This window comes from Streptomyces sp. C1-1 (assembly GCF_050214755.1).
Taxonomy (GTDB): Bacteria; Actinomycetota; Actinomycetes; order Streptomycetales; family Streptomycetaceae; genus Streptomyces.
In genome coordinates this window covers 1,408,980-1,430,844 of sequence record NZ_CP189826.1, presented here as the reverse complement: position 1 = coordinate 1,430,844, position 21,865 = coordinate 1,408,980, and the positions used below count along the sequence as shown (strand labels likewise).

Here is a 21,865-nt window from a genome sequence, read left to right as displayed (position 1 = left end):
CGTGTTCCTGGTCGTGTGGGCGTCTGCCATGTTCCTGGTCGTGTGGGCGTCCGTCGTGTTCCTGGTCGTGTCGGCGTCTGCCGTGTTCCTGGTCGTGTCGGCGTCCGTCGTGCTCCTGGTCCAGTCGGCGTCCGTCGTGCTCCCGGTCGATTCGGCGGCCGCCATGCCCCCAGCCGATTCGGCGGCCGCCATCCCGGTCGTGTCGGCGGCCGCCGCCATCCCGGTCGTGTCGGCGTCCACCGTGCTCCCGGCCGATTCGGCGTCCGCCGTGCCGCCGGCCGACTCGGCCTCCTGGGGGGTCGTATCGCCGCCGTCGCCGAACACCGCCCGGTACCCGGCCTCCCGCCACAGCCGCGCGTGCGGTCCGACCGCCCGAACCCTCCCTCCGTCCAGCCACGCCACCGCGTCGGCGCGGGCCGCCGTCGCCGCTCGGTGGGCGATCAGGAGGCGGGTGCCGCCCGAGCCGTGGGCGGACAGCGCCCGCGCGATCCGGGCCTCCGTCACCGTGTCGAGGCTGGAGAGGGCGTCGTCGAGGACGAGCAGCCGACCGTCGTGCGCGAACGCCCGTGCAAGGCCGAGGCGTTGGGACTCGCCGCCGGAACGGGGGGCGTCGGCGCACCGGGTGCCGTAGCCCTGCGGCAGGCGGCGGACGAACTCGTCGGCGTGGGCGGTACGGGCCGCCTCGCGGACGCGCGCGGGGGAGGGGGAGGACCGGCCCAGGGCGATGGTGTCCTCGATGGTGGTGCCGAGCAGGGCGGGGCGTTCGAAGGCGTACCCGACGGCTCGGCGCAGCTGGTCGTGGGACAGCTCGCGCAGCGGGACGCCGTCGAGGAGGACCTCGCCGGCGTCGGGGTCGGTGAGCCGGCCGGCGAGTGCGGCGAGCAACGACTTGCCGCTGCCGGAGCGGCCGACCACGGCGAGGGTCGAGCCGCCGGGGACGACGAGGTCGAGGCCGTCGAGCACGGCGCGGTCGCCCCGGCGCGCCGACACGGCACGGAACTCCAGCCTGCCGGGCCCGGCGGGCAGCCTGCGGTCGCCGTGGACCGGGGCCGGCCGCGTCAGCACCTCGGCGAGGCGGTCGGTGGCGGCACGGGCCCGGGCCAGGCTCGCGAACTGGCCGACCAGGACGCCCACCCCGGTCGCCAGCACCGCGTACCGGGACGCCGCGAGCACCTCGCCCACGGTGAGCCGGTGCCGCAGGAGCAGCACTCCGGCGACGGCGACCACGCCGAGCTGCAGCAGCGGCGCCACGGCGGAGGCCTGGCCGGCGGCCCGCCCCTGCACCCGCCACATGCGGTGACCGGCGCGGGACAGCTCCGGCAGGGGGCGCAGGATCCGCGCCGTCTCCTTGTCCGCCGTACCCGCCGCACGGACGGTGCGGTGGCCGTCCACCGCCTCCGACAGGGCGCCCGCGATGCGCCCCTGCACCCGCTGGTACTCGGCCACGCACCGGGTCGTGTCCCGGGTGAACGCGCGCAGCAGCAGCGTCAGCACGGGAGCGCCGGCGAGCAGGACGACCGCCAGCCAGGGGTCCACCAGACCGAGCGCCACGACGCCTCCGACGGGTCCGGCGAGGGCGGCGAGCAGTGCGGCCCGGGCGGCCGGGGCCGTACCGGACTGCGCCGCGTTGCCGACGAGGCGGGCGATGAGGTCGCCGGGTCCGAAGCGGTCGGTGGCGCGGGGGCCGAGGGCGAGCACATGGCCGGTCAGCCGGCGCCGCAGCCACGCGGTCGTCCGGGCGTCGACGGTGCCGGTGAGCACCGTCTCGACGGAGTCGAACAGGGCCGTCAGCAGGATCAGTGCCGCGCAGCACAGCACCCAGCGGGTCGCGGGGGCGTCGGCGAGCAGCAGGTCGAGGGTGCGGCCGAGTGCCGCGGGCAGCAGCAGGCCGGCCCCGGTCGAGGCCGTGCCCACCAGGCACAGGGCCGCGCACCGGCCCCGGCTGTGCCGGGTGGCGAGCCTCGTCAGCGGCGGTGCTTGTCCGGTGGCGGCGCCAGTCGTCATACGGCCGCGGCCTCGCATCCAGGGTCGAGGGGGCGCCACGGACCGCGGGCGGCCCCTCCCTGGTGGGAGCGGACCGCCCGGGGCCGTGTGCGCACGGTGTTCAGAGCGTCAGAGACAGAGCAGAACGCTCGCGGCGCTGATGCAGGACAGCAGGCTGGCCGTGCTGGCGCCGCCGCCGCCCGTGTGCTCGTCGGATTCCATGGTCTGCAGGTCGAGCAGTGCCATTTCTTTTCCCTTTCCTTCTCTGTCCACCCGTGGGGACGGGGTTGGGTCACGACTCCGTCAGCTTGCGGAGCCGCGTCATGAGGGCCGCCGTGGCGGCGGAAGGAACGGCAGGTGGGCGGTGCCCGAGGCAGCCGCGTCCAGCGCGAGCAGACAGCCCGCCGTTCCGGTCGAGAGGTCCATGGAGAGCCGCATCATCTGGTGCCCGGGGAAGGCCAGTCGGCCCTCGTACGCCATCGCGTACCAGCCGAGTGCGGCGGTCTGTTCGGTCAACTGCCGCCCGGTCGCGCCCGGTTCGGTGGTGCGGGCGAGGTGCAGGATCATTCCGGCGCGGCCCTGGAAGAGGCCGGGCTGGGCGTAGAAGCGGGAGGTGGCGGCGGTGAGGATGCCCGCCCGCGCCTTCTCGAACTCCGGGTCGCAGGCGTGTGCGAGGTAGTCGTCGAGCACCATGCCGATGCCGACGCCGCCGTCGCCGAGGTAGGGCAGGGTCCGCCAGCCCTCGTCGACCTCCAGTCCGCCGGTGCTCCGCTGGACGACACAGCAGTCCAGGTCGCGGCGGAGGGCGGCGCCGGCCGCGTCGAGGAGCCGCTCGTCGCCGGTCCACTCGTACTGCCGCAGCAGGAGCAGCGCGGGCCCGCTCGCGCCCCGCAGCAGCCCGGCCCGGCGCCGTGCGCGTGTCTCGGGCAGCGGTTCGGCCAGCCGTCGTACGAGGATGTCCGCGGCCTCGGCCGCCCGTTCGCGCAGCTCCGACTCGCCCGTGGCGCGGGCCAGTTCGCCCAGGACCAGGCCCAGGCCGGCCAGTCCGCCGTTCAGGTCGGAGGACAGCCGCTGCCAGTTCTCGGCCAGGATGCCCTCGACCAGATCGAGGGCGCGCTGCCGGTGGCCGAGGCGGTCCAGGACGTGGGCGACGCCGGCCAGGCCGTCGTAGAGCCCGAGCGGGGTGCCCGCAGGTGCCGGGTCCGTGTGGGCGAGCAGCCAGCGCTCGCCCTGCTCGTAGCGTTCGGCGCTCGCCGCGGCGAGCGTGTACAGCACCCCGGCCGCGCCGTGGGCGAGGCCGAGCCCACCGCCGTCGGAGAACTGGGCGATGTCGCCCGGGAAGAGCCGGTCGTCGCGGTCGGGTGTGGCCGAGGCGAGGATCGCCTCGATCATCGACTCCCGGCTGTGCGGCCAGTCGTCGGGCCGTACGAGGGCCGGAGCCCGAACGCCACGCGTGATCTCGGCGACCGCCTCGTCCAGGAACGCGCGCGGCACGTCCGGGAACTGCTCGGCGATCACCTCGGCGAGGTGGGCCGCCTTGCCCCGGTCGACCACGAACAGCGTGGTCACGGGCAGGAACAGGGCGAGGCGCAGACAGGCCAGCGCGTACCGGTCGACGTCCACGCCGGTGCGGTCGGGCGGTGCGAAGAAGCCGGGGTGGGCGACGACCTGGCGGCCGCCCTCCTCGACCGGCGCCGCCGCCTCGAAGTCGATCAGGAAGACCGACTCCTCGTCCGGCGCCACCATGATGTTGAAGACGTGCAGGTCGTTGAAGACGATCCCGCGCGCGTGCACCGCCTCCACCGCGCGTTCCACGGCCCCGTGGATGCGCACCGCCCACCGCGCGTAGGCGGCCACGGCGTCCGGATCGGGGTCGGGCGACAGCAGCGGATGGCGTTCGGCGAAGAAGGAGTTGAGCGGGCGTCCCTCGACGAAGTCCATGACAAGGAACCGGTGGTCGCCCAGCGTGAACCAGTCCCGCACCTCCGGCACCACACCGGTCCCGGCCACCTGCTCCAGGGCCCGCCTCTCCCGCTCCAGCCGGGCGATCGCGTCCGCCCCGTCGGAGGCCAGCCCCGCGTGCGGCCGCCCCTCCTTCAGCACGACCTTGCGCCCGCTGCGGGTGTCCGTGCCCGCGTACACCCCGCCGCCGTTGGAGAAGTGCAGCGCCTTCTCGATGCGGTACGGCAGGTCGCCCACCGTCGTGGTGTTGCGGGCCGCCAGATGCGGTTCGAGGAAGGCCGGCAGAGTGACCCACTCCGGCACCTGGAAGGAAGGCGCCCGCCGGTCCGGCACCAGCCGCCCCTCGCCGTCGCGCACCGCCGGCACCAGCGAGCCGCGCTCGTCGACGGTGAAGGCGCGAGCGAAGGCGCCGTAGCGGACGTAGAGCGGACCGTCGTGCCAGCGCAGGTCGGTGAGGATGTACGGCCCCTCGAACCCCTTCAGCAGCTCGCCCAGCTCGCGCAGCACGAGGTGGAGCTGTTCCTCGTCGGCCGGGTAGAGGGTGACGAACTTGCCGCTGTTGTCGCGGCCCGCGTACTTGGTGTTGCGCAGATGCAGCAGATGCGGCGCCGGCACGAACTTGAACGGGATGCGGCGCGGCACGCAGTAGTCCCACACGATCGCGGCGACGCGCTCGGCGTTCGCCCGGGTGGCCGAGGCGTGGATCTTCCAGCCCTGCGAGGGGCCGGCCACCACACTGCCGTCCGCCTCCAGCGGCGTCAGCGTCAGCCAGTCGCCGATCCGTGCCGCGTCCCAGCCCTCGGGTATCGCCCGGCGCGCCGTGTCGAACTCCGGTGCGGACTGCTCACCGCTCGCCGAGAGCCGGTCCGGCGTCTCGTAGAAGTGTCTGTCCGCCAGCGCGTACACCTCGTACCGCTTGTCCATCGAACCCCCTCCGTGGCCCGCCTTCGAGACTTCCAGCCGGGCGGCGGCCCCGGACAGTCACGTGTGTCACGAGACCACCGTGCGGTACGCATGGGTCAAGTCATGTTCGGCGCGTTTCGAGCGGACACGCCTTCTGACCTCCACGGAACGCACACAGGGGCTGCGCGGGCGGCTCATACGCGCTGTAATGACGGACGTGGTCAGTGAGGGCACGGAGGGACGCAGAACGCGACTCCTGCGTGCCGAAGTCGCCCTGAAAGCGCTTATGAGTGGTCCGGCCTCGCTCGAACGGGTGCGGCGCGTCCTTGAGCAGGCGCTCGTCTACGCCGGTGCGGCCTGTGCCGCCGTGTACGCCCCGGGCCAGGACCCGGACGTGCTGTGCCTGCTGGAGTCGGCGGGGGTACCGCGCACCCTGTTCGGGCTGCGGGACAGCTATCCCCGCTCCGGCCACTCCGCGGTGGCCGACGCCCATCGCTCGGGCAGAGCGGTGTGGCTCGGGCCCGAACAGCTCGCCGAGCACGCCGAGGCCCGGCGGACGCCGTCGGGGGACTTCTTCGTGGCGGCGCTGCCGGCCCGCGGCGACGACGGCGGCGGCTGTCTGCTGGCGGTGAGCGAGCGCCGCGAGGGCTTCGACACCGACGACCGCAAGTGCCTGGAGCTGATCGCCGACGCCGTCGGCGCGCCCGCCCCGGTCCGCACCGCCGAGGGCGGGGAGCTGCCCGCGGGCTCCTTCAGCCTGGCCATGGACAGCGGCCGGGTCGAGATCGGCGACGACATCCTCGACCTGTTCGCCCTCACCCGCACCGAGTTCGACGGCAAGGTGGAGACCCTGCTGGGCCTGACCGTGCCCGAGGACCTGCCGTCGCTGATGTCCGTCGTCGAGGCCGACCACATGTCCATCGGCGAGCGCGAGCTGGAGTTCCGGGTGCTGCAGCCCGCGGGCCCGCCGAAGTGGCTGCGGCTGCGCGGCCGCCTGCTGCCCGGAGGCGAGGGCCGCCCGGCCCGGCTCGTGGGCACGGTCGCCGACGCCTCCTCGCTGCGCTCCGACGTCACGGACGTGGCGCGGGTGCAGCGCCTGGCCTCCGCCCTGGCCACCGCGGGCACCGTCCGGGACGTCAGCCAGGCCGTGGTCTCCGCCCTGCGCAAGCCGCTGCGGGCCGACCGGATCGCGCTGGCCGAGCTGGAGGGCGAGCGGCTCGTCGTCACGGTCCTCGACCCGCCCGAGCCGGAGTCCTGGCCGGAGCTGTGGCAGCTGGAGTGGCGCTCGGAGTGGCCGGACGCCCCGGTGCGCGCCATGCCGACCCTCGCCGCCGCGCTGCGCGAGGGACGCGCCCAGATCTGGCCCGCCGACACCGCCCTGGAGCCCGCGCTGGCCGAGGTCGGTCCCGGCGGCCTCGCCGTGCTGCCGCTGCCCGCCGCGGGCCGCATGGCCGGCGCCTGCCTGATCGGCTGGGACACCCCGCACGACTTCGGGCCGGACGAGCGTGCCCTGCTCACCGCCTCCGCGGGCCTCGCCGGACAGGCCCTGATGCGCGCCCACGCCTTCGACGCCGAGCACGAGCTGGTCGGCATGCTCCAGCGCCAGCTGCTTCCGCGGCGGCTGCCCACGCTGCCCGGCGCGGTCGCCGTCGCCCGTTACCTGCCCGCCACCGCCGGCCTGGACGTGGGCGGCGACTGGTACGACGTGATCCCGCTGCCCGACAACCACGTGGCCCTCGTCATCGGGGACGTCCAGGGCCACAGCACCGCGGCCGCCACCCTGATGGGCCAGATGCGCACCGCGCTGCGCGCCTACGCCGTCGAGGGCCACCCGCCGGACGTCGTCGTCTCCCACGCCAACCGCCTCCTGCTCGACATCGAGACCGACCTCTTCGCCACCTGCTGCTACGTCGACGTCGACATGGAGGAGGGCTCCGCCTGGTACGTCCGCGCCGGCCACCTGCCGCCCGTGCTGCGTCACCCGGACGGCGGTACGGAGATCCACGAGTCCGACAGCGGGCCCCCGCTGGGCGTGATGGAGCGGGCGGACTTCCCGATGGGCGTGCTGCGCCTGCGCCCCGGCACCATCATCGCGCTGACCACCGACGGGCTGGTGGAGTCCGCCGAGGCCGACATCGACACCGGCCTGGACCGCCTGGCCCACGAACTCGCCGTCTCCGACCCCGCCCACCTCGGCCTGGTCGCCGACGCCCTGCTCGGCAACGCCCACCGCGGCGACGACGTCGCCCTGCTCCTGCTGCGCTACGACGGCATGGCCCTGCGCCCGCTGCGCGAGGGCTGGACGGTGTGGCGGGTCCCCGAGGCCGTCGGGCACGCCCGCCGCTTCACCCGGCGCACCCTGCGCTCCTGGGGCGTGCCCGCGGTCAACCGGGACGCCACCCTGCTGATCGTCTCCGAACTGGTCACCAACGCCCTCGTGCACACCGACGGCCGCGTCCGCCTCGACCTCACCCTCCTCGACAACCGGCTGCGCGTCGCGGTCTCCGACGCCTCGCCCCGCACCCCGGTCAAGCCGACGAGCATCAGCTGGGATGCGACCGGCGGCCGCGGCATCCTCCTGGTGGAGGCCATGTCGGACACCTGGGGGACCGTGCCGGTCAGCGGGGGCAAGCAGGTGTGGGCCGAGATCGCGCTCAGCGGTGGCTGACGTTGGCCGTGATCAGCCGCAGCAACTGCTTGGCCAGGGCGTCCTGTTCGGGTGTCAGGCCCATGGCGTCGCCGATGGCGAGCGGGACGGCCAGGGCCCGCTCCCGTAGGGCCGCGCCCGCCTCGGTGAGCCGGATCGCGACGGACCGTTCGTCCTCCGCGCGCCGCTCCCGGCGCAGCAGCCCGTTCGCCTCCAGACGCTTGAGCAGGGGCGACAGGGTGCTGGACTCCAGCTGCAGCGAGGCCCCGAGATCGCGCACGGAGATCGAGTCCTGCTCCCACAGGACGAGCATGACCAGGTACTGCGGGTAGGTCAGGCCGAGTTCGTCGAGCAGGGGGCGGTAGCGCGCGGTGACGGCGCGCGAGGCGGCGTAGAGCGCGAAACAGAGCTGGTCGTCCAGGAGGAGCGATCCCTCGCTCGGCTCCACTGCGGCTGGGCTCACGGTGCGGCTCCCGAGTGCGTGCTGTCCACGGCGATCACCGAGTCTACCGTTCCAGTCCGTTCGACTGAATCGACTACGAACATGTCGGTCTCGATTAAGTTGTGTACGACTTAATCGAGCGCTACTCTTCTTCTCGTGCCGCACCCGCCCGGTGTCCCTGCCGGGGCGCGCCCGCGGCACCCGACCGGAGGAGGCCGTCATGACCGACAGCACCGCACCCCGCCCCGTCCTCGAACCCGCCGCCCAGGCCTTCGTCGAGGCCACCGCCAACCCGCCCTACCTGTTCGACCTCGGCCCGGTCGAAGGCCGCAAGACGGTCGACGAGGTGCAGTCCGGCGAGATCGACAAGCCGGCCGTCGACGAGGAGTGGATCACCGTCTCCGGCGGCCCGACGGGCAGCGTCCGGGCACGTCTCGTCCGCCCCGCGGGCGCCACCGGCACCCTCCCGGTGATCCTCTACATCCACGGCGCGGGCTGGGTGTTCGGCAACGCCCACACCCACGACCGCCTGGTCCGCGAACTCGCCGTCGGCGCGAACGCCGCGGTGGTCTTCCCCGAGTACGACCTCTCACCCGAGGCGCGCTACCCGGTCGCCATCGAGCAGAACTACGCCGTCGCCCAGTGGATCGTCCGGGAGGGTGCCGGCAAGGGACTGGACGCCTCGCGGCTGGCGGTGGCCGGTGACTCGGTCGGCGGCAACATGACCGCGGCGCTGACCCTGATGGCCAAGGAGCGCGGGGACGTCCCGCTGGTGCAGCAGGTGCTGTTCTACCCGGTGACCGACGCCGGCTTCGACACCGCCTCCTACCACCAGTTCGCCACCGGCTACTTCCTGCGCCGCGACGGCATGCAGTGGTTCTGGGACCAGTACACGACGGACGCCGCCGAGCGGGCCCAGATCACCGCCTCCCCGCTGCGCGCCTCCACCGAACAGCTGACCGGACTGCCCCCGGCCCTGGTCATCACCGGCGAGGCCGACGTCCTGCGCGACGAGGGCGAGGCCTACGCCAACAAGCTGCGCGCGGCCGGCGTCCCCGTCACCGCCGTTCGCTACCAGGGCATCATCCACGACTTCGTGATGCTCAACGCCCTGCGCGGCACCCACGCCGCCGAGGCCGCCATCAACCAGGCCGTCACCACCCTGCGCACCGCGCTGGGCACCGCCTGACCGGCGCTGCCCCGGGTACCCGGAACGGACGGCGGCGACCTGCGCCGCCGTCCGGCACCCGGGAGGGCACGCCATGCCCCAGCACGTCAGCGACATCATGACCGGCGACCCGACGACGGTCGGCCCGCAGACCTCGGTGACCGCCGTGGCCCGCATCATGCGCGACCAGGACCTCGGCGCCGTGCTCGTGACGGACGGCGACCGGCTGCGCGGTCTGGTCACCGACCGCGACCTCGTGGTGCGGTCCCTCGCCGAGGGCGGCGATCCCGAGGAGAGGACCGTCTCCGGCGCCTGCAGCGACGACCTGGTCACCGTCGCCCCCGACGACGACCTCGACCGCGCGATCGGGCTGATGCGCGAGCACGCCGTACGCCGGATTCCGGTCGTCGACCACGGCCGGCCCGTCGGCATCCTCTCCCTCGGCGACCTCGCCATGGAACGCGACCCGGAGTCCGCACTGGGCGACATCAGCGTGGCCCGGCCCAACGGCTGACCACGCGAACGAGGTTTTCCGCCTCCCCGGCACTGCCCGCTCCCCGCCCCGTGGGATGGACAGCACGGCGACACTGGCCAGGGAGACCACTGGTCCTTCCTCCTGGGCGAACTGGCCCTCTACCGCCTCCTCGTCCTGGTCCTGACCGGGGTCTGGCTGACGTTCCTCTTCCACGAGGACATGCGCGAGGTCGTCCACGACGGCTCCTACGTCCCCCTTCGGGGCGTGCGCCTGTAGGTGTGCTCGTTCATGAACTGCAGCCCCGGCCGGGCCAGTTCGGCCCTTATGGCGAGCGCCGGCAGCCCGACCTCCACGAACCGCGGCGACGCTACCGCCGCGACCCCGGCACCCCGGCACCCCGTCGCGCCACGCCCTGATGTCTGCCGTCAGGGGAGGCGGGGCCGGCCGTGAACGGCGTTTGACGAAGCCCCGGCGGGGGACCCGAACGCGGAGCATCGAGGCAGATCGAGGCAGAAGGAAGATGAGCCGCCGTGACGTCGCACACCAGTGAGAAACCCACCCTCGCCAGGCCGGACACCGGCTCGTTGAAGGCACAGCACCTGCGCGGCGAGGGTGTCGTAAGGACCTGCCTGCCTGCCGTCGTGGACGCGAGCACCACCCGAACGGCCCTGCCGGACGGCGAATGGAACATCGTGCGGGGCGAGGACTGACGGTCCCCCGACCGCCCGCCCGCACCAGGACACCCGCTGCGCCGCCCAAGAGGCGGCGCAGCGCTTTCGTCACCCGGAAGCCCTGACCGAACGCCCTCTTTATGGCGATCGACGCTAGGGTGAAGCAGATGAAGGCTCTCGTGCTGTCCGGCGGCGCCGGAACTCGATTGAGGCCGATCACCCACACGTCGGCCAAGCAGCTCGTGCCCGTGGCCAACAAGGCCGTGCTCTTCTACGGCCTGGAGTCCATCGCCGCTGCCGGCATCACCGAGGTCGGTGTCATCGTGGGAGACACCGCCGAGGAGATCCAGGAAGCGGTCGGCGACGGATCGAAGTTCGGCCTTGAGATCACCTACATCCCCCAGGAGCGGCCCCTCGGGCTGGCCCACGCGGTGCTGATCGCGCGGGACTGGCTCGGCGACGACGACTTCGTCATGTACCTCGGCGACAACTTCATCGTCGGAGGCATCAGCGGCCTCGTCGACGAGTTCCGCCGAAACCGACCCGACGCCCAGATCCTGCTCACCCAGGTGGCCGACCCCCGTTCCTTCGGTGTCGCCGAACTCGACGCCTCCGGGCAGGTCATCGGGCTGGAGGAGAAGCCCGAACACCCCAAGAGCGACCTCGCCCTCGTGGGTGTCTACCTGTTCACGCCGCTCATCCACGAGGCGGTCCGCGCCATCCGCCCCTCCTGGCGGGGCGAACTGGAGATCACCCACGCCATCCAGCACCTCATCGACGCCCGCGCCGACGTGCGCTGCACGGTCATCAAGGGCTACTGGAAGGACACCGGGAACGTCGTCGACATGCTCGAGGTCAACCGGACCGTCCTGGAGGGCCTGGACCGTCGTATCGACGGCGAGGTCGACGAGGAGTCCGAGACGATAGGGCGCGTCGTGATCGAGGAGGGCGCACGGGTGGAGCGCTCACGGATCGTGGGGCCCGTCGTCATCGGTGCCGGCACCGTCGTCGAGGACTCCTACGTCGGTCCCTTCACCTCCGTCGCGGAGAACTGCCGGATCACCGACAGCGAGCTGGAGTTCTCCATCGTCCTGCGCGACTCCTCCATCCTCGGCGTGGGACGCATCGAGAACTCCCTCATCGGCCGGCACGTCGAGGTGACACCGGCCCCCAGTGTCCCCAGCGCCCACCGTCTTGTCCTCGGCGACCACAGCAAGGTGCAGATCCATACATGAATCTCCTCGTCACCGGCGCCGCCGGATTCATCGGCTCCGCCTACGTCCGCATGCTGCTGGCCCCCGGAGCGCCCGACGCGCCCCGGATCACCGTGCTGGACAAGCTCACCTACGCCGGCAACCTCGACAACCTCGAACTCGACCATCCGCGGCTGGAGTTCGTGCAGGGCGACATCCGCGACGCCGAACTCGTCGACAAGCTCGTCGCCGAGGCGGACCAGGTGGTGCACTTCGCGGCCGAGTCCCACGTGGACCGCTCGATCACCGGCGCGACCGACTTCGTCCTCACCAACGTCGTCGGCACCCAGACCCTGCTGGACGCCGCGCTGCGCCACCGGGTGGGCCCCTTCGTGCACATCTCCACCGACGAGGTCTACGGCTCCATCGAGCAGGGCTCCTGGCCCGAGGACCACCCGCTGCGGCCCAACTCGCCCTACTCCGCCTCCAAGGCCTCCTCCGACCTGCTGGCCCTCGCCTACCACCGCACCCACGGCCTGGACGTCCGCGTCACCCGCTGCTCCAACAACTACGGCCCGCACCAGTACCCCGAGAAGGTCATCCCGCTGTTCGTGACCAACCTCCTGGACGGCAGGAAGGTCCCGCTCTACGGCGAGGGCCTCAACGTCCGCGACTGGCTGCACGTCGAGGACCACTGCCTCGGCGTCGACCTGGTGCGCACCAAGGGCCGCCCCGGCGAGGTCTACAACATCGGCGGCGGCACCGAGCTGAGCAACAAGGAGCTCACCGGTCTGCTGCTGGAGGCCTGCGGGGCCGGCTGGGACAGGGTGGAGCACGTCGAGGACCGCAAGGGACACGACCTGCGCTACTCCGTCGACTGGAGCAAGTCCCGCGACGAGCTCGGCTACCGCCCCCGCCACGACTTCACCACCGGCCTCGCCGAGACGATCGCCTGGTATCGCGACAACCGCGCCTGGTGGGAGCCCCTGAAGCGGCGGTCGGCATGAGGTGGCTGGTCACGGGTGCCGGCGGCATGCTCGGCCGGGACACCGTCGAGGAACTGGCCCGGCGCGGCGAGGACGTCACCGGCCTCGACCGCGCGGCCCTGGACATCACCCGGCCGGACGCGGTCCAGGCCGCGCTGGCCGAGCACCGCCCCGAGCTGGTCGTCAACTGCGCCGCGTACACGGCCGTCGACGACGCGGAGACCGACGAGGAACGGGCCCTCGCGATCAACGGCGACGGGCCCCGCAACCTCGCCCGCGCCTGCTCGGCCCTCGGCGCCCGACTGATCCAAGTCTCCACCGACTACGTCTTCGCGGGCGACGCCCGCACCCCCTATCCGGAGGACCACCCCGCGGACCCGCGCACCGCCTACGGCCGCACCAAGCTGGCCGGGGAGCGGGCCGTGGCCGAGGAGCTCCCCGCATCGAGCGCGATCCTGCGAACCGCTTGGCTCTACGGGGTCCACGGGCGTAGTTTCGTCCGCACGATGATCGACCTGGAGTCCCGCCGCGACACCCTCGACGTCGTCGACGACCAGCACGGGCAGCCGACCTGGAGCGCGGACGTCGCCGCACGCGTCGCCGACCTCGGCCCCCACGTGGGCCGGGGCGCGAGCGGTGTCCTGCACGCCACCGGCTCCGGCGAGACCACCTGGTACGAACTGGCCCGCGAGGTCTTCCGCGGCCTCGGCGCCGACCCCGACCGGGTGCGGCCTGTCGGCAGCGGGGCCTTCCCCCGCCCGGCGCCCCGGCCCGCGTACAGCGTCCTCGGCCAGGACCGCTGGCGGCAGCTGGGCCTGCCGCCGCTGCGCGACTGGCGCGCCGCCCTGCACGAGGCACTTCCACTGATCCGCAAGGAGTCCCCTTCGTGAAACGCCACGAGTTCCTGCGGGGCCTGCACAAGGCCACCGCCAACCGAAACTACCTGGAGATCGGAGTCAACGACGGCCGCAGCCTGAAGCTGTCGCGCGTGCCCAGCATCGCCGTCGACCCGGCCTTCAAGGTGGTCACGGAGATCAAGTGCGACGTCCACCTGGTGAAGGCCACCAGCGACGACTTCTTCGCCCGCGACAACCCCCTCGCACATCTCAAGGGCGGACGTCACCCGCTGCGCAACCTGCGCCGGGGCCGCAGCCCCCTGGGCCACTGGCGGCGCACCACGCTCGACCTGTCGTTCATCGACGGCATGCACCTGTTCGAGTACGCGCTGCGGGACTTCATCAACATCGAGAAGCACTCCGACTGGTCCAGCGTGATCGTCTTCGACGACATGCTGCCGCGCAGCATCGACGAGGCGGCCCGCGACCGGCACACCACCGCCTGGACCGGAGACGTCTACAAGATCATCGAGATCCTGGAGCGCTACCGTCCGGACCTGGTGACGGTCCTCGTGGACACCCAGCCCACCGGCCAGCTCATCGTCTTCGGCGCCGATCCCAAGAACACCGTGCTGAAGGACAAGTACGACGACATCATGGCGGAGTTCGAGGTGCCCGACCCGCAGAAGGTGCCCGAGTCGGTCCTGGAGCGGGTGAAGGCGGTCACGCCGGAGACCCTGCTGGAGGCCGACTTCTGGCGCCCGCTGGTGCGCGCCCGCAACCGCGGCCTCAGCCGCTCCCGGGGCTGGGAACCGCTGAGGACAGCGCTGCAGCCGCTCGCCGTCAGTCGCTGACCGGGCGGCCGCGCAGCCTCTCGTAGTGGGCGGTGCAGGCTTCGTACGACGGCAGCAGCCCGGCCTCCCGGGCCTCGGCCAGCGACGGAGCCTGCTCGTCCTTCGGGGAGAGCACCGGACGGATGCCCTCGGGCCAGGTGATGCCCAGCTCCGGGTCGAGGGCGTGCACGCCGTGTTCCCGCTCGGGCGCGTAGCCCTCGGACGTCAGGTACACCACGGTCGCGTCTTCGGTCAGGGCCATGAAGGCGTGGCCGAGCCCCTCCGCGATGAACAGGGCGTGCCGGGCGTCGTCGTCGAGGCGCACCGCCTCCCACTGCGCGAAGGTCGGCGAGCCGACGCGCAGGTCGACCACCACGTCCAGGACGGCCCCGCGCACGCAGGTGATGTACTTGGCCTGCCCGGGCGGCACGTCCGCGAAGTGCACGCCGCGCACCACGCCCCAGCGGGACACCGAGAGGTTGGCCTGCCGCAGCGGCAGGTCGTACCCGGTGGCCTCGCGGAACTGGGCGTCGCGGAACCACTCGTGAAAGCTGCCCCGCTCGTCGTGGAAGATCTTCGGTTCGAGCGCCCAGGCGCCTTCTATACCCAGTGATCGCACGCTGTCACGCCTTTCGAGCCTTGGAAGCCGATGCCGTACGCCGTCCGAGGATCGCGGCGAGCGCACGCCGCGCCCTGCGGGCCAGCCGGCCCACGGCCGAGGGCCGTGGAGTGCGGACCACCTTGACCGAGCCGTTGGCCGTCCGCAGGGTGAGGGGCAGCGGCAGGTACCGCGCGTCCGCGTCGGCGGGCGCCGGGCACAGCGCCGTCCGCCAGGTTCCGCCGCCCAGTTCCCCGAGGGACAGGGAGGCCTCCAGCACGGCGCCGTCGCCGGCCGGGGCCAGCGTGCCGGGTGTGTCCACCGACCGGCCCTGCGAGGTCAGCCGTAGCAGCACCGGGCTCTCGCCGGGGACGTACAGCGGCAGGGGCACCCGCACCCGGTCGCCGGAGACGGTGACCTTCTCGGGGTCGAGGCGGTCCAGGCCCAGGCGCTTGTTCGCGCGGTCGACATCGAGGGAGAGGTTGTCGTGCTGGTCCGTCCAGTACGGCAGCACCACGTGCCCGCCGACGACGGCGGCGGGGGCGGCGGCACGGGCCCTGCGCGGGCCCGGACCGATCCGGGCCTCCTTGCTCCAGCCGCCCATCCTGACGCGGGCGTAGGTGTCCCACAGCCCCGCGCGCAGCGGCCCGCCGTCCACCGCGCCGGCCGGGTCGACGGTCGCCGTGGCCCGCAGCACCAGCCGCACGTTCCCGCTGTCCCCGACGGGCACGATCTCCCGGATGACCTCGACCGGCTGGAAGTACTGGGCGGCGGTGGACCGTTCGCGCACCAGCAGGTCCACGGCCGCCTTGCCGAACCGGGCGACGGTGTCGGAGCCCACCCAGGCCACCGCCTCGGCGATGTTCGGGGGCGGCCCGTCGAGCGGGGCCCGGACCCCGCCGCCGGGGAACGTCAGCGGCGCGCCGCCCGCGGTGAACTCCGCGGCGATCTCGACGCGCAGGGTGCCGTCGCGCCACTCGACCTCGCCGGGCAGAGCCCGCAGCGAGAGGCCGGCCTCCCACTCGGCGAAGGCCACCACGTCGTCGTACCGGTTCGCCGCGATCAGCGCGGCGACCACCTGCTGGGTCGGCTGCAGACCCGCGGCCACACCGGGGCCGAAGCGCTCGGTCGTGATGTGGTGGATCTGCTCGAACAGCTTGCGCCGGTAGTCCTCGGCCAGCTTCAAAAAGCGCCTGCCGCGCAGCCGCTCCACCATCTCCACCCGCAGCCAGCGGCGGTGGAGGGAGTCGCGGACCGGTCCCGGCTCGGTGTACCGCTCTACGACGTCGAGCGCCTCGCGCAGGTTCTGGAAGTACCCGACGGGGTCGAACTGCTGGATGCCGGCGTTGGCCGCGTCGTCGCGGCGGATGTGGTAGTAGCAGACGTAGTCGCCGATCACGGAGACGTTGGCGGCGCGCAGGTACGCCTCGACCACGAAGACGTGGTCCTCCAGACGCCGCCTGCCCTCCGGGAAGCGCAGGCCGGTCTCGTCGAGGAACGCCTTGCGGAACATCTTGTGGGGGGTGAGGCTGTCGATGAGCGGGGCGTCCTCGACGGAGGCCCGCGGCCGGTTGCGGCGGAACAGCTCCACCGGCACCGAGCGGCCGCGGCCGGCCATCTTGCCGACGACGACGTCCGCGCCGTTGGCCTTCCCGTAGCCGTACATCCGTTCCAGGGCCTCGGTGCCGAGGCTGTCGTCGTTGTCGACGAGCATGACGTACTCCCCGCGGGCGGCGGCGATGCCGACGTTGCGCGGCTTGCCGGACCAGCCGGAGTTCTCCTGGTGGATCACGCGGACCCGGGGCTCCTTGGCGGCGAGTTCGTCGAGCCGGGCCGGGGTGCCGTCGGTGGAGCCGTCATCGACGAAGATCGCCTCGTACTCGTCGGGCGGCAGGGACTGCTCGAGCAGCGAGGTGACGCAGTCCTCGATGTACGGACCCGGGTTGTAGACCGGGACGATGACGCTGACCTTGACCGGCATCGGGCTTCCGAGCCCCCTCGGTTCGCTTGCCGTAAGTGTTCGGGCGGTGGCCAGATGCTAACCCGGCCGGGTGCTCTGTCCCACTCCGCCCCGCCCGCGCAAGTGCCGTCGCGTGCCGGTCAGTCGTGCGTCCTGGGCTCGTCGTCCTCCGCGATCTCCGCGATGCAGATCCAGCAGGTCGTAGGCTGGCCATGTGCGCCTGCTCCTGATCGCCGACACCCACCTCCCCAAGCGGGCCAGGGAACTGCCCGCGCCGCTGCTGGCCGAACTCCCGCGCGCCGACGTCGTCTTCCACGCCGGCGACTGGGTCGACACCGCCACCCTCGACCTGCTGGAGAGCCGGTGCCGCTGGCTCGTCGGCGTCCACGGCAACAACGACGGGCCCGATCTGCGGGCCCGGCTGCCCGAGGTCGCCCACGCCGAGATCGGCGGGCTGCGGTTCGGCGTCGTGCACGAGACGGGAGCCGCGCAGGGCCGTGAGGCGCGCTGCGCCGCCCGGTTCCCGGACCTCGACGTGCTCGTGTTCGGGCACAGCCACATCCCGTGGGACACCACCGCCCCCGGGGGCCTGCGCCTGCTCAACCCCGGCTCGCCCACCGACCGCCGACGCCAGCCGCACTGCACGTACATGACCGCCGGAGTCGAGGAGGGGCGGCTGACGGACGTGCTGCTGCACCGGCTGCCACCGCGGTAGAGGCCGGTTTCACCGAAGCCGCCCCGGGCACCCGGCACCGCCGTCACCGGCCGGATCACCAGCCGCGTCGGTGCGCGTCTGCCGGCCGCCGCGGGACTGCTCGTGGCCACGGCCGGTCCGGCGCTGCTGGTCCGCGCCGGGGCGCACACGGGCCACGCGGTGCTGTTGCCCGCGTTCCTGCCGTGGGGCAGCGGCATGGGCTTCCTGACCCCGGCGGTCGTCGCCGCGGCCATCGCCGCCGTGCCGGCACATCGCTCGGGGCCGGCCTCGGCCGTGGACAACACCGCACGTCAGACCGGGGGCGCGATCGGCATCGCGGTGGCGGGAGCGGTCGCCGGACAGCCCGCCGACGGCGCGCGTTTCGTACGGGGGTTCCATGCGGTCGCGCTCGGCGCCGCGGGCCTCTACGCGGCCGCCGCGGTGCTCGCGCTGGTCGTGCTGCCCGGTTCGCTGCTGCCCGGGAGGCGTCCCCGGGGCGAGGTGATCCGATCGGCGTGACTCATGGGTCCGGGCCGCTGCAGTTGCGGCAAGCGGCCCGGTGCTTCGAGTGTGCGCTTTCACGGACCTCCTTCCCACAGAGACGCTGTGGTGAGGCAGTCCTGCAGTCCTGCCTCGTTGTTGCCGCCTACCCCTTTCGTGGCATTTTCACACCTTTTCTTCCGAGCGCCGATGAGAGCGGGCCGAGCGGGTCGCTCAGTGCCCCCTCCGTCGCCGCAGCCCCGCGTACACCACGGCCACCACCAGGGCCGCCGCGACGCCCACCGCCGCCCGTTTGGCCACCGGCACCCCCGCCGTACGGAACAGGTCGAGCGGTTCGGTCTCCTTCGGCTCCTCCTCGGCCGAGGGCGGCTGTGCCGGTTCGCCCAGCCGCTGGGACAGACATTCAGCGAACTGGCCGATGATCCGGTCGCCCACCTCCGACATCACCCCGCGCCCGAACTGCGCCGGACGCCCGGTCACCGTCAGGTCGGTGCGCACCGACACGGCCGTGCCGCCGTCGCGCTCGGTCAGGGTGCTGGTGACCGTGGCCCGGGCGGTGCCCTGGCCACGCGTCTCCCTGCCGCTGGCGGTCAGCACCATGCGGTGCGCGGTGTCGTCCTGCTCCTCGAAGACGGCGGTGCCCTTGTAGGTCACGGTGATCGGACCCACTTTCACCTTCACCGAGCCCGCGACGGTCTTGCCGTCGTACTCCTCGACACTCGCCCCGGGCATGCACGGTGCGATCCGCTCGACGTCCAGGAGCGTCCGCCAGGCGTCATCGACCAGGACCGGCACGGTGAACTCGTGGTGCAGTTCCATGACTTCCTCCAGTGGGCGTTACGTCGACGGGTGGATCGTCCCCCCGGTGACCGTCAGCGGGGCGCCGCTGCCGCCCCAGCGCAGCGCGACGATCTCGGCGGCGACGGACACGGCGACCTCCTCGGGCGTCCGCGCGCCCAGGTCGAGGCCGACCGGCGAGCGCAGCCGGGAGAGTTCGGACTCGGTGAGCCCCGACTCGACCAGGCGCTCCATACGGTCGTCGTGCGTACGGCGACTGCCCATCGCCCCGATGTAGGCGGCCGGCCGGCGCAGCGCCTCCTCCAGCAGCGGCACGTCGAACTTCGGGTCGTGGGTCAGCACGCAGATCACCGTGCGCTCGTCGGTGTCGGTGCCGCGCAGATAGCGGTGCGGCCAGTCGACGACCACCTCGACCGCCTCGGGGAAGCGTTTGGGGGTGGCGAAGACCGGGCGGGCGTCGCACACCGTGACCCGGTAGCCGAGGAAGCCGCCGATGCGGGCGACCGCGGCCGCGTAGTCGATGGCGCCGAAGACGAGCATGCGCGGGGGAGGGGCGAAGGAGTGCAGGAAGACGGTGACCGCGTCCTCGCGACGCTCGCCGTGCGGGCCGTAGTGCCGCAACCCCGTGGCGCCGAGGGCGAGTTCGCCGCGCGCGTCGGCCGTGACGGCCACGTCCAGGCCGGTGGTGCCCAGGGTGCCGGACACCTCGTCGGGCCAGACGGCCAGGGTGGCCCCGACGCGGGCGGGTCCGTCCGTCACCGTCGCCACAGTCACCGGCCGGCCCGCCGCGACCGACTCGGCGACGGCCGCGAAGGCCGGGTCGGTCTCCCGGGTGACGGGCCGCACCAGCAGGGTGATCTCGCCGCCGCAGGTGAGCCCGACGGCGAACGCGTCCTCGTCGCTGTAGCCGAAGGTCTCCAGCCGGGCCCGCCCGCTCTCCACGACCTCCTTGGCGAGCTCGAAGACCGCTCCCTCCACGCAGCCGCCGGACACGCTGCCCACGGCCTCGTCGCCCGGTCCCACCGCCATCGCCGCCCCGGGATCGCGCGGCGCGCTGCGGCTGACCGCGACGACCGTCGCGAGCCCGAAGGGATGACCCGCCGTGTACCAGTCGCCGAGTACCGGGAGGATGTCACGCACGATCCGCTCCTTCCACGAGGTCCGCCGCCCCGTCCCCGCGCACCACCGCGGCCAGCCGCTCCAGCGCCGCCAGGCTGTGGCCCTCGACGAACGCGTCCACGCTCGGCAGCGCCGCCGCCATCCCCGCCGCCAACGGCGCGTAACCGGGCCGCGCCTTGCGCGGGTTGGCCCAGATCACCCGGTGCGTCAGCCGGTGCAGGCGGCGCATCTGGGTGCCGAGCAGCTCCGGATCCCCGCGCTCCCACCCGTCCGAGAGGATCACCACGACCGCCCCGCGCGCCATGCCCCGCTGCCCCCACCGGTCGAGGAACTCGCGCAGCAGCTCCCCGAGCCGGGTGCCGCCGCGCCAGTCGGGCACGGCCGCCGCGAGCGCCGCCATCGCCAGGTCGGGGTCCCGGTGGGAGAGTTCACGGGTCACCCGGGTCAGGCGGGTGCCGATCGTGAAGACCTCCGTCGGGGCGCCGCGGGCCGCGGCGTGCGCGAAGCGCAGCAGCGCGTCCGCGTACGGTGTCATGGAACCGCTGACGTCCACGAGCAGGACGAGCCGGCGGGGCCGTTCGGCGCGCGCGTTCCGCCGCAGCCGGGCGGGCTCGCCGCCGCGCCGCAGCAGTTCCCGCACCGTCCGGTGCGGATCGACCTGGCCGCGTCTGGCCGGCCGCCGGCGCGCGCTGCGGCGCGTCTCGCCGCGCAGCGTGAACGCGGCCAGCAGGCGCCGCAGTTGCTCGCGCTCTGCGGCGTCGAGACCGCCGACGTCGCGATGTCGCAGAACCTCCGTGGAGCTGGCCAGGGTGGCCGCGGGCGGACCCGGGTGCCGTTCCGGCCCGGCGCCCGGACGTGGCACGGCGCCTTCCCGGGTGAGGAGCCGCAGCCGGGGGCGGGCAGCGGCGGCGACCGCGTGTCCGGCGGGCTCGGCGGAGCCGAAGTAGGCGGCGAACACCCGCTCGTAGCGCTCCAGGTCGTCACGCCCCCCGCACAACGTCAGGCGCCCCGCCCAGTACACGTCGCCCCGCATCCCCGGCCGCAGCTGGTCCACCGCCCGCAGATAGGCATGCACACGCTCGGCACTGGCATCCACACCGGCGGCCCGCAGCGCTCGGGCGAACCCGAGGAGGGCGGCATCCCCGCCGGGCGCATCCCTGGTCTCCGCCTCGCGCCGCCGGCTCTCCGTCATACCGGTCACGCCCCCCGTGCCGCGAGTACCGCCGCCAGATCGAGGCCTCGTGCCCGGTCCGCGTCCTCGCGGTACTTCAGGACCGAACCCAGGGTCGCGACCGCCAGTTCCGCGTCGACCTCGTCGGCGCCGAGGGCGTCCAGGGCCTGCGCCCAGTCGAGGGTCTCGGCCACGCCGGGCGGCTTGAGCAGGTCCTGCGCCCGCAGTGCCTGCACCAGTGCGGTCACCTGTTCCGCCAGCCGGGCCGAGACGCCGGGCAACCGCCGCCTTACGATGGCCAGTTCGCGGGCGAAGCCGGGGTGGTCGAACCAGTGGTACAGGCAGCGCCGCTTGAGGGCGTCGTGCACCTCGCGCGTGCGGTTGGACGTCAGCACGACCACCGGCGGCACCTCGGCGCGCAGCGTGCCCAGCTCCGGGATCGTGACCGAGAACTCCGACAGCAGTTCCAGCAGGAACGCCTCGAACTCGTCGTCGGCCCGGTCGATCTCGTCGACCAGCAGGACCGACGGCTGGGTCTCCAGGGCCTTCAGCAGCGGCCGGGCGACCAGGAAGCGCCGGTCGTACAGCTCGCCCTCCAGCCGTTCGGCGTCCTGCACCCCGGCCGCCTCCGCGGCCCGCAGGTGCAGCAGCTGACGAGGGAAGTCCCAGTCGTACAGGGCCTGCGAGGCGTCGATGCCCTCATGGCACTGCAGCCGGATCAGCGGCGCGCCGAGCGCCTCGGCGAGGGCGGAGGCGAGCGCGGTCTTGCCGACGCCCGCGTCGCCCTCGCAGAAGATCGGCCGATGCAGCCGGAGCGCCAGGAAACAGGCGATGGCCAGTCCGTCGTCGACGAGGTAGCCCGTCTCCTCCAGCCTGGCCCGCACCTGCTCCGGGCCGCTCATGCCGTGCGTGTGCGTGATCTGTC

Annotated in this window: 19 protein-coding genes and 1 pseudogene; 10 read left to right on the top strand and 10 right to left on the bottom strand. The window is 73.2% G+C overall.

The window, feature by feature from the left end; translation table 11 throughout:
* Positions 1–303 precede the first annotated feature (303 nt).
* The 3 genes and pseudogenes from ACQF4J_RS06505 to lanKC all read right to left on the bottom strand — a co-directional run.
* Positions 304–2,004 (bottom strand): annotated as a pseudogene (locus tag ACQF4J_RS06505) (ABC transporter ATP-binding protein); the annotation flags it as partial.
* A gap of 108 nt (positions 2,005–2,112) precedes the next feature.
* On the bottom strand, positions 2,113–2,229 hold the full coding sequence (locus ACQF4J_RS06500) for a SapB/AmfS family lanthipeptide (protein WP_030937754.1): 117 nt from the start codon (positions 2,227–2,229) through the stop codon (positions 2,113–2,115).
* Positions 2,230–2,304: 75 nt separating this feature from the next.
* The gene (gene lanKC / locus ACQF4J_RS06495; RefSeq protein ID WP_427165034.1) at positions 2,305–4,869 is read right to left on the bottom strand and encodes a class III lanthionine synthetase LanKC; all 2,565 of its coding nucleotides are present in this window, start codon (positions 4,867–4,869) and stop codon (positions 2,305–2,307) included.
* 187 nt (positions 4,870–5,056) lie between these two features.
* On the opposite strand from lanKC, the gene ACQF4J_RS06490 reads away from it, so the two are divergent.
* Positions 5,057–7,516: a SpoIIE family protein phosphatase gene (locus ACQF4J_RS06490; RefSeq protein ID WP_427165032.1), complete on the top strand. Its 2,460-nt coding sequence runs from the start codon at positions 5,057–5,059 to the stop codon at positions 7,514–7,516.
* On the opposite strand, the gene ACQF4J_RS06485 is transcribed toward ACQF4J_RS06490, so the two are convergent.
* A complete protein-coding gene (locus ACQF4J_RS06485) occupies positions 7,503–7,958 on the bottom strand; it encodes a MarR family winged helix-turn-helix transcriptional regulator (protein WP_351581450.1) in 456 nt (151 codons plus the stop codon). The genes ACQF4J_RS06490 and ACQF4J_RS06485 overlap by 14 nt on opposite strands.
* Positions 7,959–8,157: 199 nt before the next feature.
* On the opposite strand from ACQF4J_RS06485, the gene ACQF4J_RS06480 reads away from it, so the two are divergent.
* The 7 genes from ACQF4J_RS06480 (at position 8,158) to ACQF4J_RS06450 (ending at position 14,120) form a co-directional block, all read left to right on the top strand.
* On the top strand, positions 8,158–9,126 hold the full coding sequence (locus ACQF4J_RS06480; RefSeq protein ID WP_427165030.1) for an alpha/beta hydrolase: 969 nt from the start codon (positions 8,158–8,160) through the stop codon (positions 9,124–9,126).
* A 73-nt stretch (positions 9,127–9,199) separates the two neighbouring features.
* A complete protein-coding gene (locus tag ACQF4J_RS06475; RefSeq protein ID WP_351579767.1) occupies positions 9,200–9,619 on the top strand; it encodes a CBS domain-containing protein in 420 nt (139 codons plus the stop codon).
* A gap of 491 nt (positions 9,620–10,110) precedes the next feature.
* The gene (locus ACQF4J_RS06470; protein WP_351579770.1) at positions 10,111–10,290 is read left to right on the top strand and encodes a hypothetical protein; all 180 of its coding nucleotides are present in this window, start codon (positions 10,111–10,113) and stop codon (positions 10,288–10,290) included.
* 128 nt (positions 10,291–10,418) lie between these two features.
* Positions 10,419–11,486 (top strand): glucose-1-phosphate thymidylyltransferase, encoded by a 1,068-nt coding sequence (locus tag ACQF4J_RS06465; protein WP_351579773.1) that lies wholly within the window; start codon positions 10,419–10,421, stop codon positions 11,484–11,486.
* A complete protein-coding gene (gene rfbB / locus ACQF4J_RS06460; RefSeq protein WP_351579776.1) occupies positions 11,483–12,451 on the top strand; it encodes a dTDP-glucose 4,6-dehydratase in 969 nt (322 codons plus the stop codon). The genes ACQF4J_RS06465 and rfbB overlap by 4 nt, the downstream gene beginning before the upstream one ends.
* The gene (rfbD, locus tag ACQF4J_RS06455) at positions 12,448–13,320 is read left to right on the top strand and encodes a dTDP-4-dehydrorhamnose reductase (RefSeq protein ID WP_351579779.1); all 873 of its coding nucleotides are present in this window, start codon (positions 12,448–12,450) and stop codon (positions 13,318–13,320) included. The genes rfbB and rfbD overlap by 4 nt, the downstream gene beginning before the upstream one ends.
* Positions 13,317–14,120, top strand: coding sequence for a class I SAM-dependent methyltransferase (locus ACQF4J_RS06450; RefSeq protein ID WP_351579782.1), 804 nt, complete (start codon positions 13,317–13,319; stop codon positions 14,118–14,120). Before rfbD ends, ACQF4J_RS06450 begins: the two co-directional genes overlap by 4 nt.
* On the opposite strand, the gene rfbC is transcribed toward ACQF4J_RS06450, so the two are convergent.
* Together rfbC and ACQF4J_RS06440 are read right to left on the bottom strand one after the other, a co-directional pair.
* A complete protein-coding gene (rfbC, locus tag ACQF4J_RS06445; RefSeq protein ID WP_351579785.1) occupies positions 14,110–14,718 on the bottom strand; it encodes a dTDP-4-dehydrorhamnose 3,5-epimerase in 609 nt (202 codons plus the stop codon). The two genes, ACQF4J_RS06450 and rfbC, sit on opposite strands and share 11 nt — an antisense overlap.
* A gap of 4 nt (positions 14,719–14,722) precedes the next feature.
* On the bottom strand, positions 14,723–16,678 hold the full coding sequence (locus tag ACQF4J_RS06440; RefSeq protein ID WP_427165007.1) for a glycosyltransferase family 2 protein: 1,956 nt from the start codon (positions 16,676–16,678) through the stop codon (positions 14,723–14,725).
* Positions 16,679–16,871: 193 nt separating this feature from the next.
* Here ACQF4J_RS06440 and ACQF4J_RS06435 point away from each other — a divergent pair, with 193 nt between their 5' ends.
* Both ACQF4J_RS06435 and ACQF4J_RS06430 read left to right on the top strand, forming a co-directional pair.
* Complete coding sequence (locus ACQF4J_RS06435; protein WP_351579791.1) at positions 16,872–17,372, top strand: metallophosphoesterase family protein; 501 nt, start codon at positions 16,872–16,874, stop codon at positions 17,370–17,372.
* A 102-nt stretch (positions 17,373–17,474) separates the two neighbouring features.
* Positions 17,475–17,870, top strand: a complete 396-nt coding sequence (locus ACQF4J_RS06430; protein ID WP_427165005.1) for a hypothetical protein — start codon at positions 17,475–17,477, stop codon at positions 17,868–17,870.
* A gap of 195 nt (positions 17,871–18,065) precedes the next feature.
* Here the strand turns inward: ACQF4J_RS06430 and ACQF4J_RS06425 are convergent, their stop codons facing one another.
* The 4 genes from ACQF4J_RS06425 to ACQF4J_RS06410 are packed head-to-tail and all read right to left on the bottom strand — an operon-like array spanning position 18,066 to position 21,842.
* The gene (locus tag ACQF4J_RS06425; RefSeq protein WP_427165003.1) at positions 18,066–18,671 is read right to left on the bottom strand and encodes an SRPBCC family protein; all 606 of its coding nucleotides are present in this window, start codon (positions 18,669–18,671) and stop codon (positions 18,066–18,068) included.
* An 18-nt stretch (positions 18,672–18,689) separates the two neighbouring features.
* Positions 18,690–19,790: an XdhC family protein gene (locus ACQF4J_RS06420; RefSeq protein WP_427165001.1), complete on the bottom strand. Its 1,101-nt coding sequence runs from the start codon at positions 19,788–19,790 to the stop codon at positions 18,690–18,692.
* On the bottom strand, positions 19,783–20,961 hold the full coding sequence (locus tag ACQF4J_RS06415) for a vWA domain-containing protein (RefSeq protein ID WP_427164999.1): 1,179 nt from the start codon (positions 20,959–20,961) through the stop codon (positions 19,783–19,785). Before ACQF4J_RS06415 ends, ACQF4J_RS06420 begins: the two co-directional genes overlap by 8 nt.
* A gap of 5 nt (positions 20,962–20,966) precedes the next feature.
* Positions 20,967–21,842 (bottom strand): AAA family ATPase, encoded by an 876-nt coding sequence (locus tag ACQF4J_RS06410; RefSeq protein ID WP_351579806.1) that lies wholly within the window; start codon positions 21,840–21,842, stop codon positions 20,967–20,969.
* Positions 21,843–21,865: the final 23 nt, after the last annotated feature.

Bases quoted from the DNA above. Each gene is read 5' to 3' on its own strand.
- ACQF4J_RS06425 (WP_427165003.1), bottom strand. From the start codon at position 18,671: ATGGAACTGCACCACGAGTTCACCGTGCCGGTCCTGGTCGATGACGCC.
- ACQF4J_RS06490 (WP_427165032.1), top strand. From the start codon at position 5,057: ATGACGGACGTGGTCAGTGAGGGCACGGAGGGACGCAGAACGCGACTC.
- rfbD (WP_351579779.1), top strand. From the start codon at position 12,448: ATGAGGTGGCTGGTCACGGGTGCCGGCGGCATGCTCGGCCGGGACACC.
- ACQF4J_RS06410 (WP_351579806.1), bottom strand. From the start codon at position 21,842: ATGAGCGGCCCGGAGCAGGTGCGGGCCAGGCTGGAGGAGACGGGCTAC.
- ACQF4J_RS06465 (WP_351579773.1), top strand. From the start codon at position 10,419: ATGAAGGCTCTCGTGCTGTCCGGCGGCGCCGGAACTCGATTGAGGCCG.
- ACQF4J_RS06500 (WP_030937754.1), bottom strand. From the start codon at position 2,229: ATGGCACTGCTCGACCTGCAGACCATGGAATCCGACGAGCACACGGGC.
- ACQF4J_RS06415 (WP_427164999.1), bottom strand. From the start codon at position 20,961: ATGACGGAGAGCCGGCGGCGCGAGGCGGAGACCAGGGATGCGCCCGGC.
- rfbB (WP_351579776.1), top strand. From the start codon at position 11,483: ATGAATCTCCTCGTCACCGGCGCCGCCGGATTCATCGGCTCCGCCTAC.
- lanKC (WP_427165034.1), bottom strand. From the start codon at position 4,869: ATGGACAAGCGGTACGAGGTGTACGCGCTGGCGGACAGACACTTCTAC.
- ACQF4J_RS06475 (WP_351579767.1), top strand. From the start codon at position 9,200: ATGCCCCAGCACGTCAGCGACATCATGACCGGCGACCCGACGACGGTC.
- ACQF4J_RS06440 (WP_427165007.1), bottom strand. From the start codon at position 16,678: ATGCCGGTCAAGGTCAGCGTCATCGTCCCGGTCTACAACCCGGGTCCG.
- ACQF4J_RS06480 (WP_427165030.1), top strand. From the start codon at position 8,158: ATGACCGACAGCACCGCACCCCGCCCCGTCCTCGAACCCGCCGCCCAG.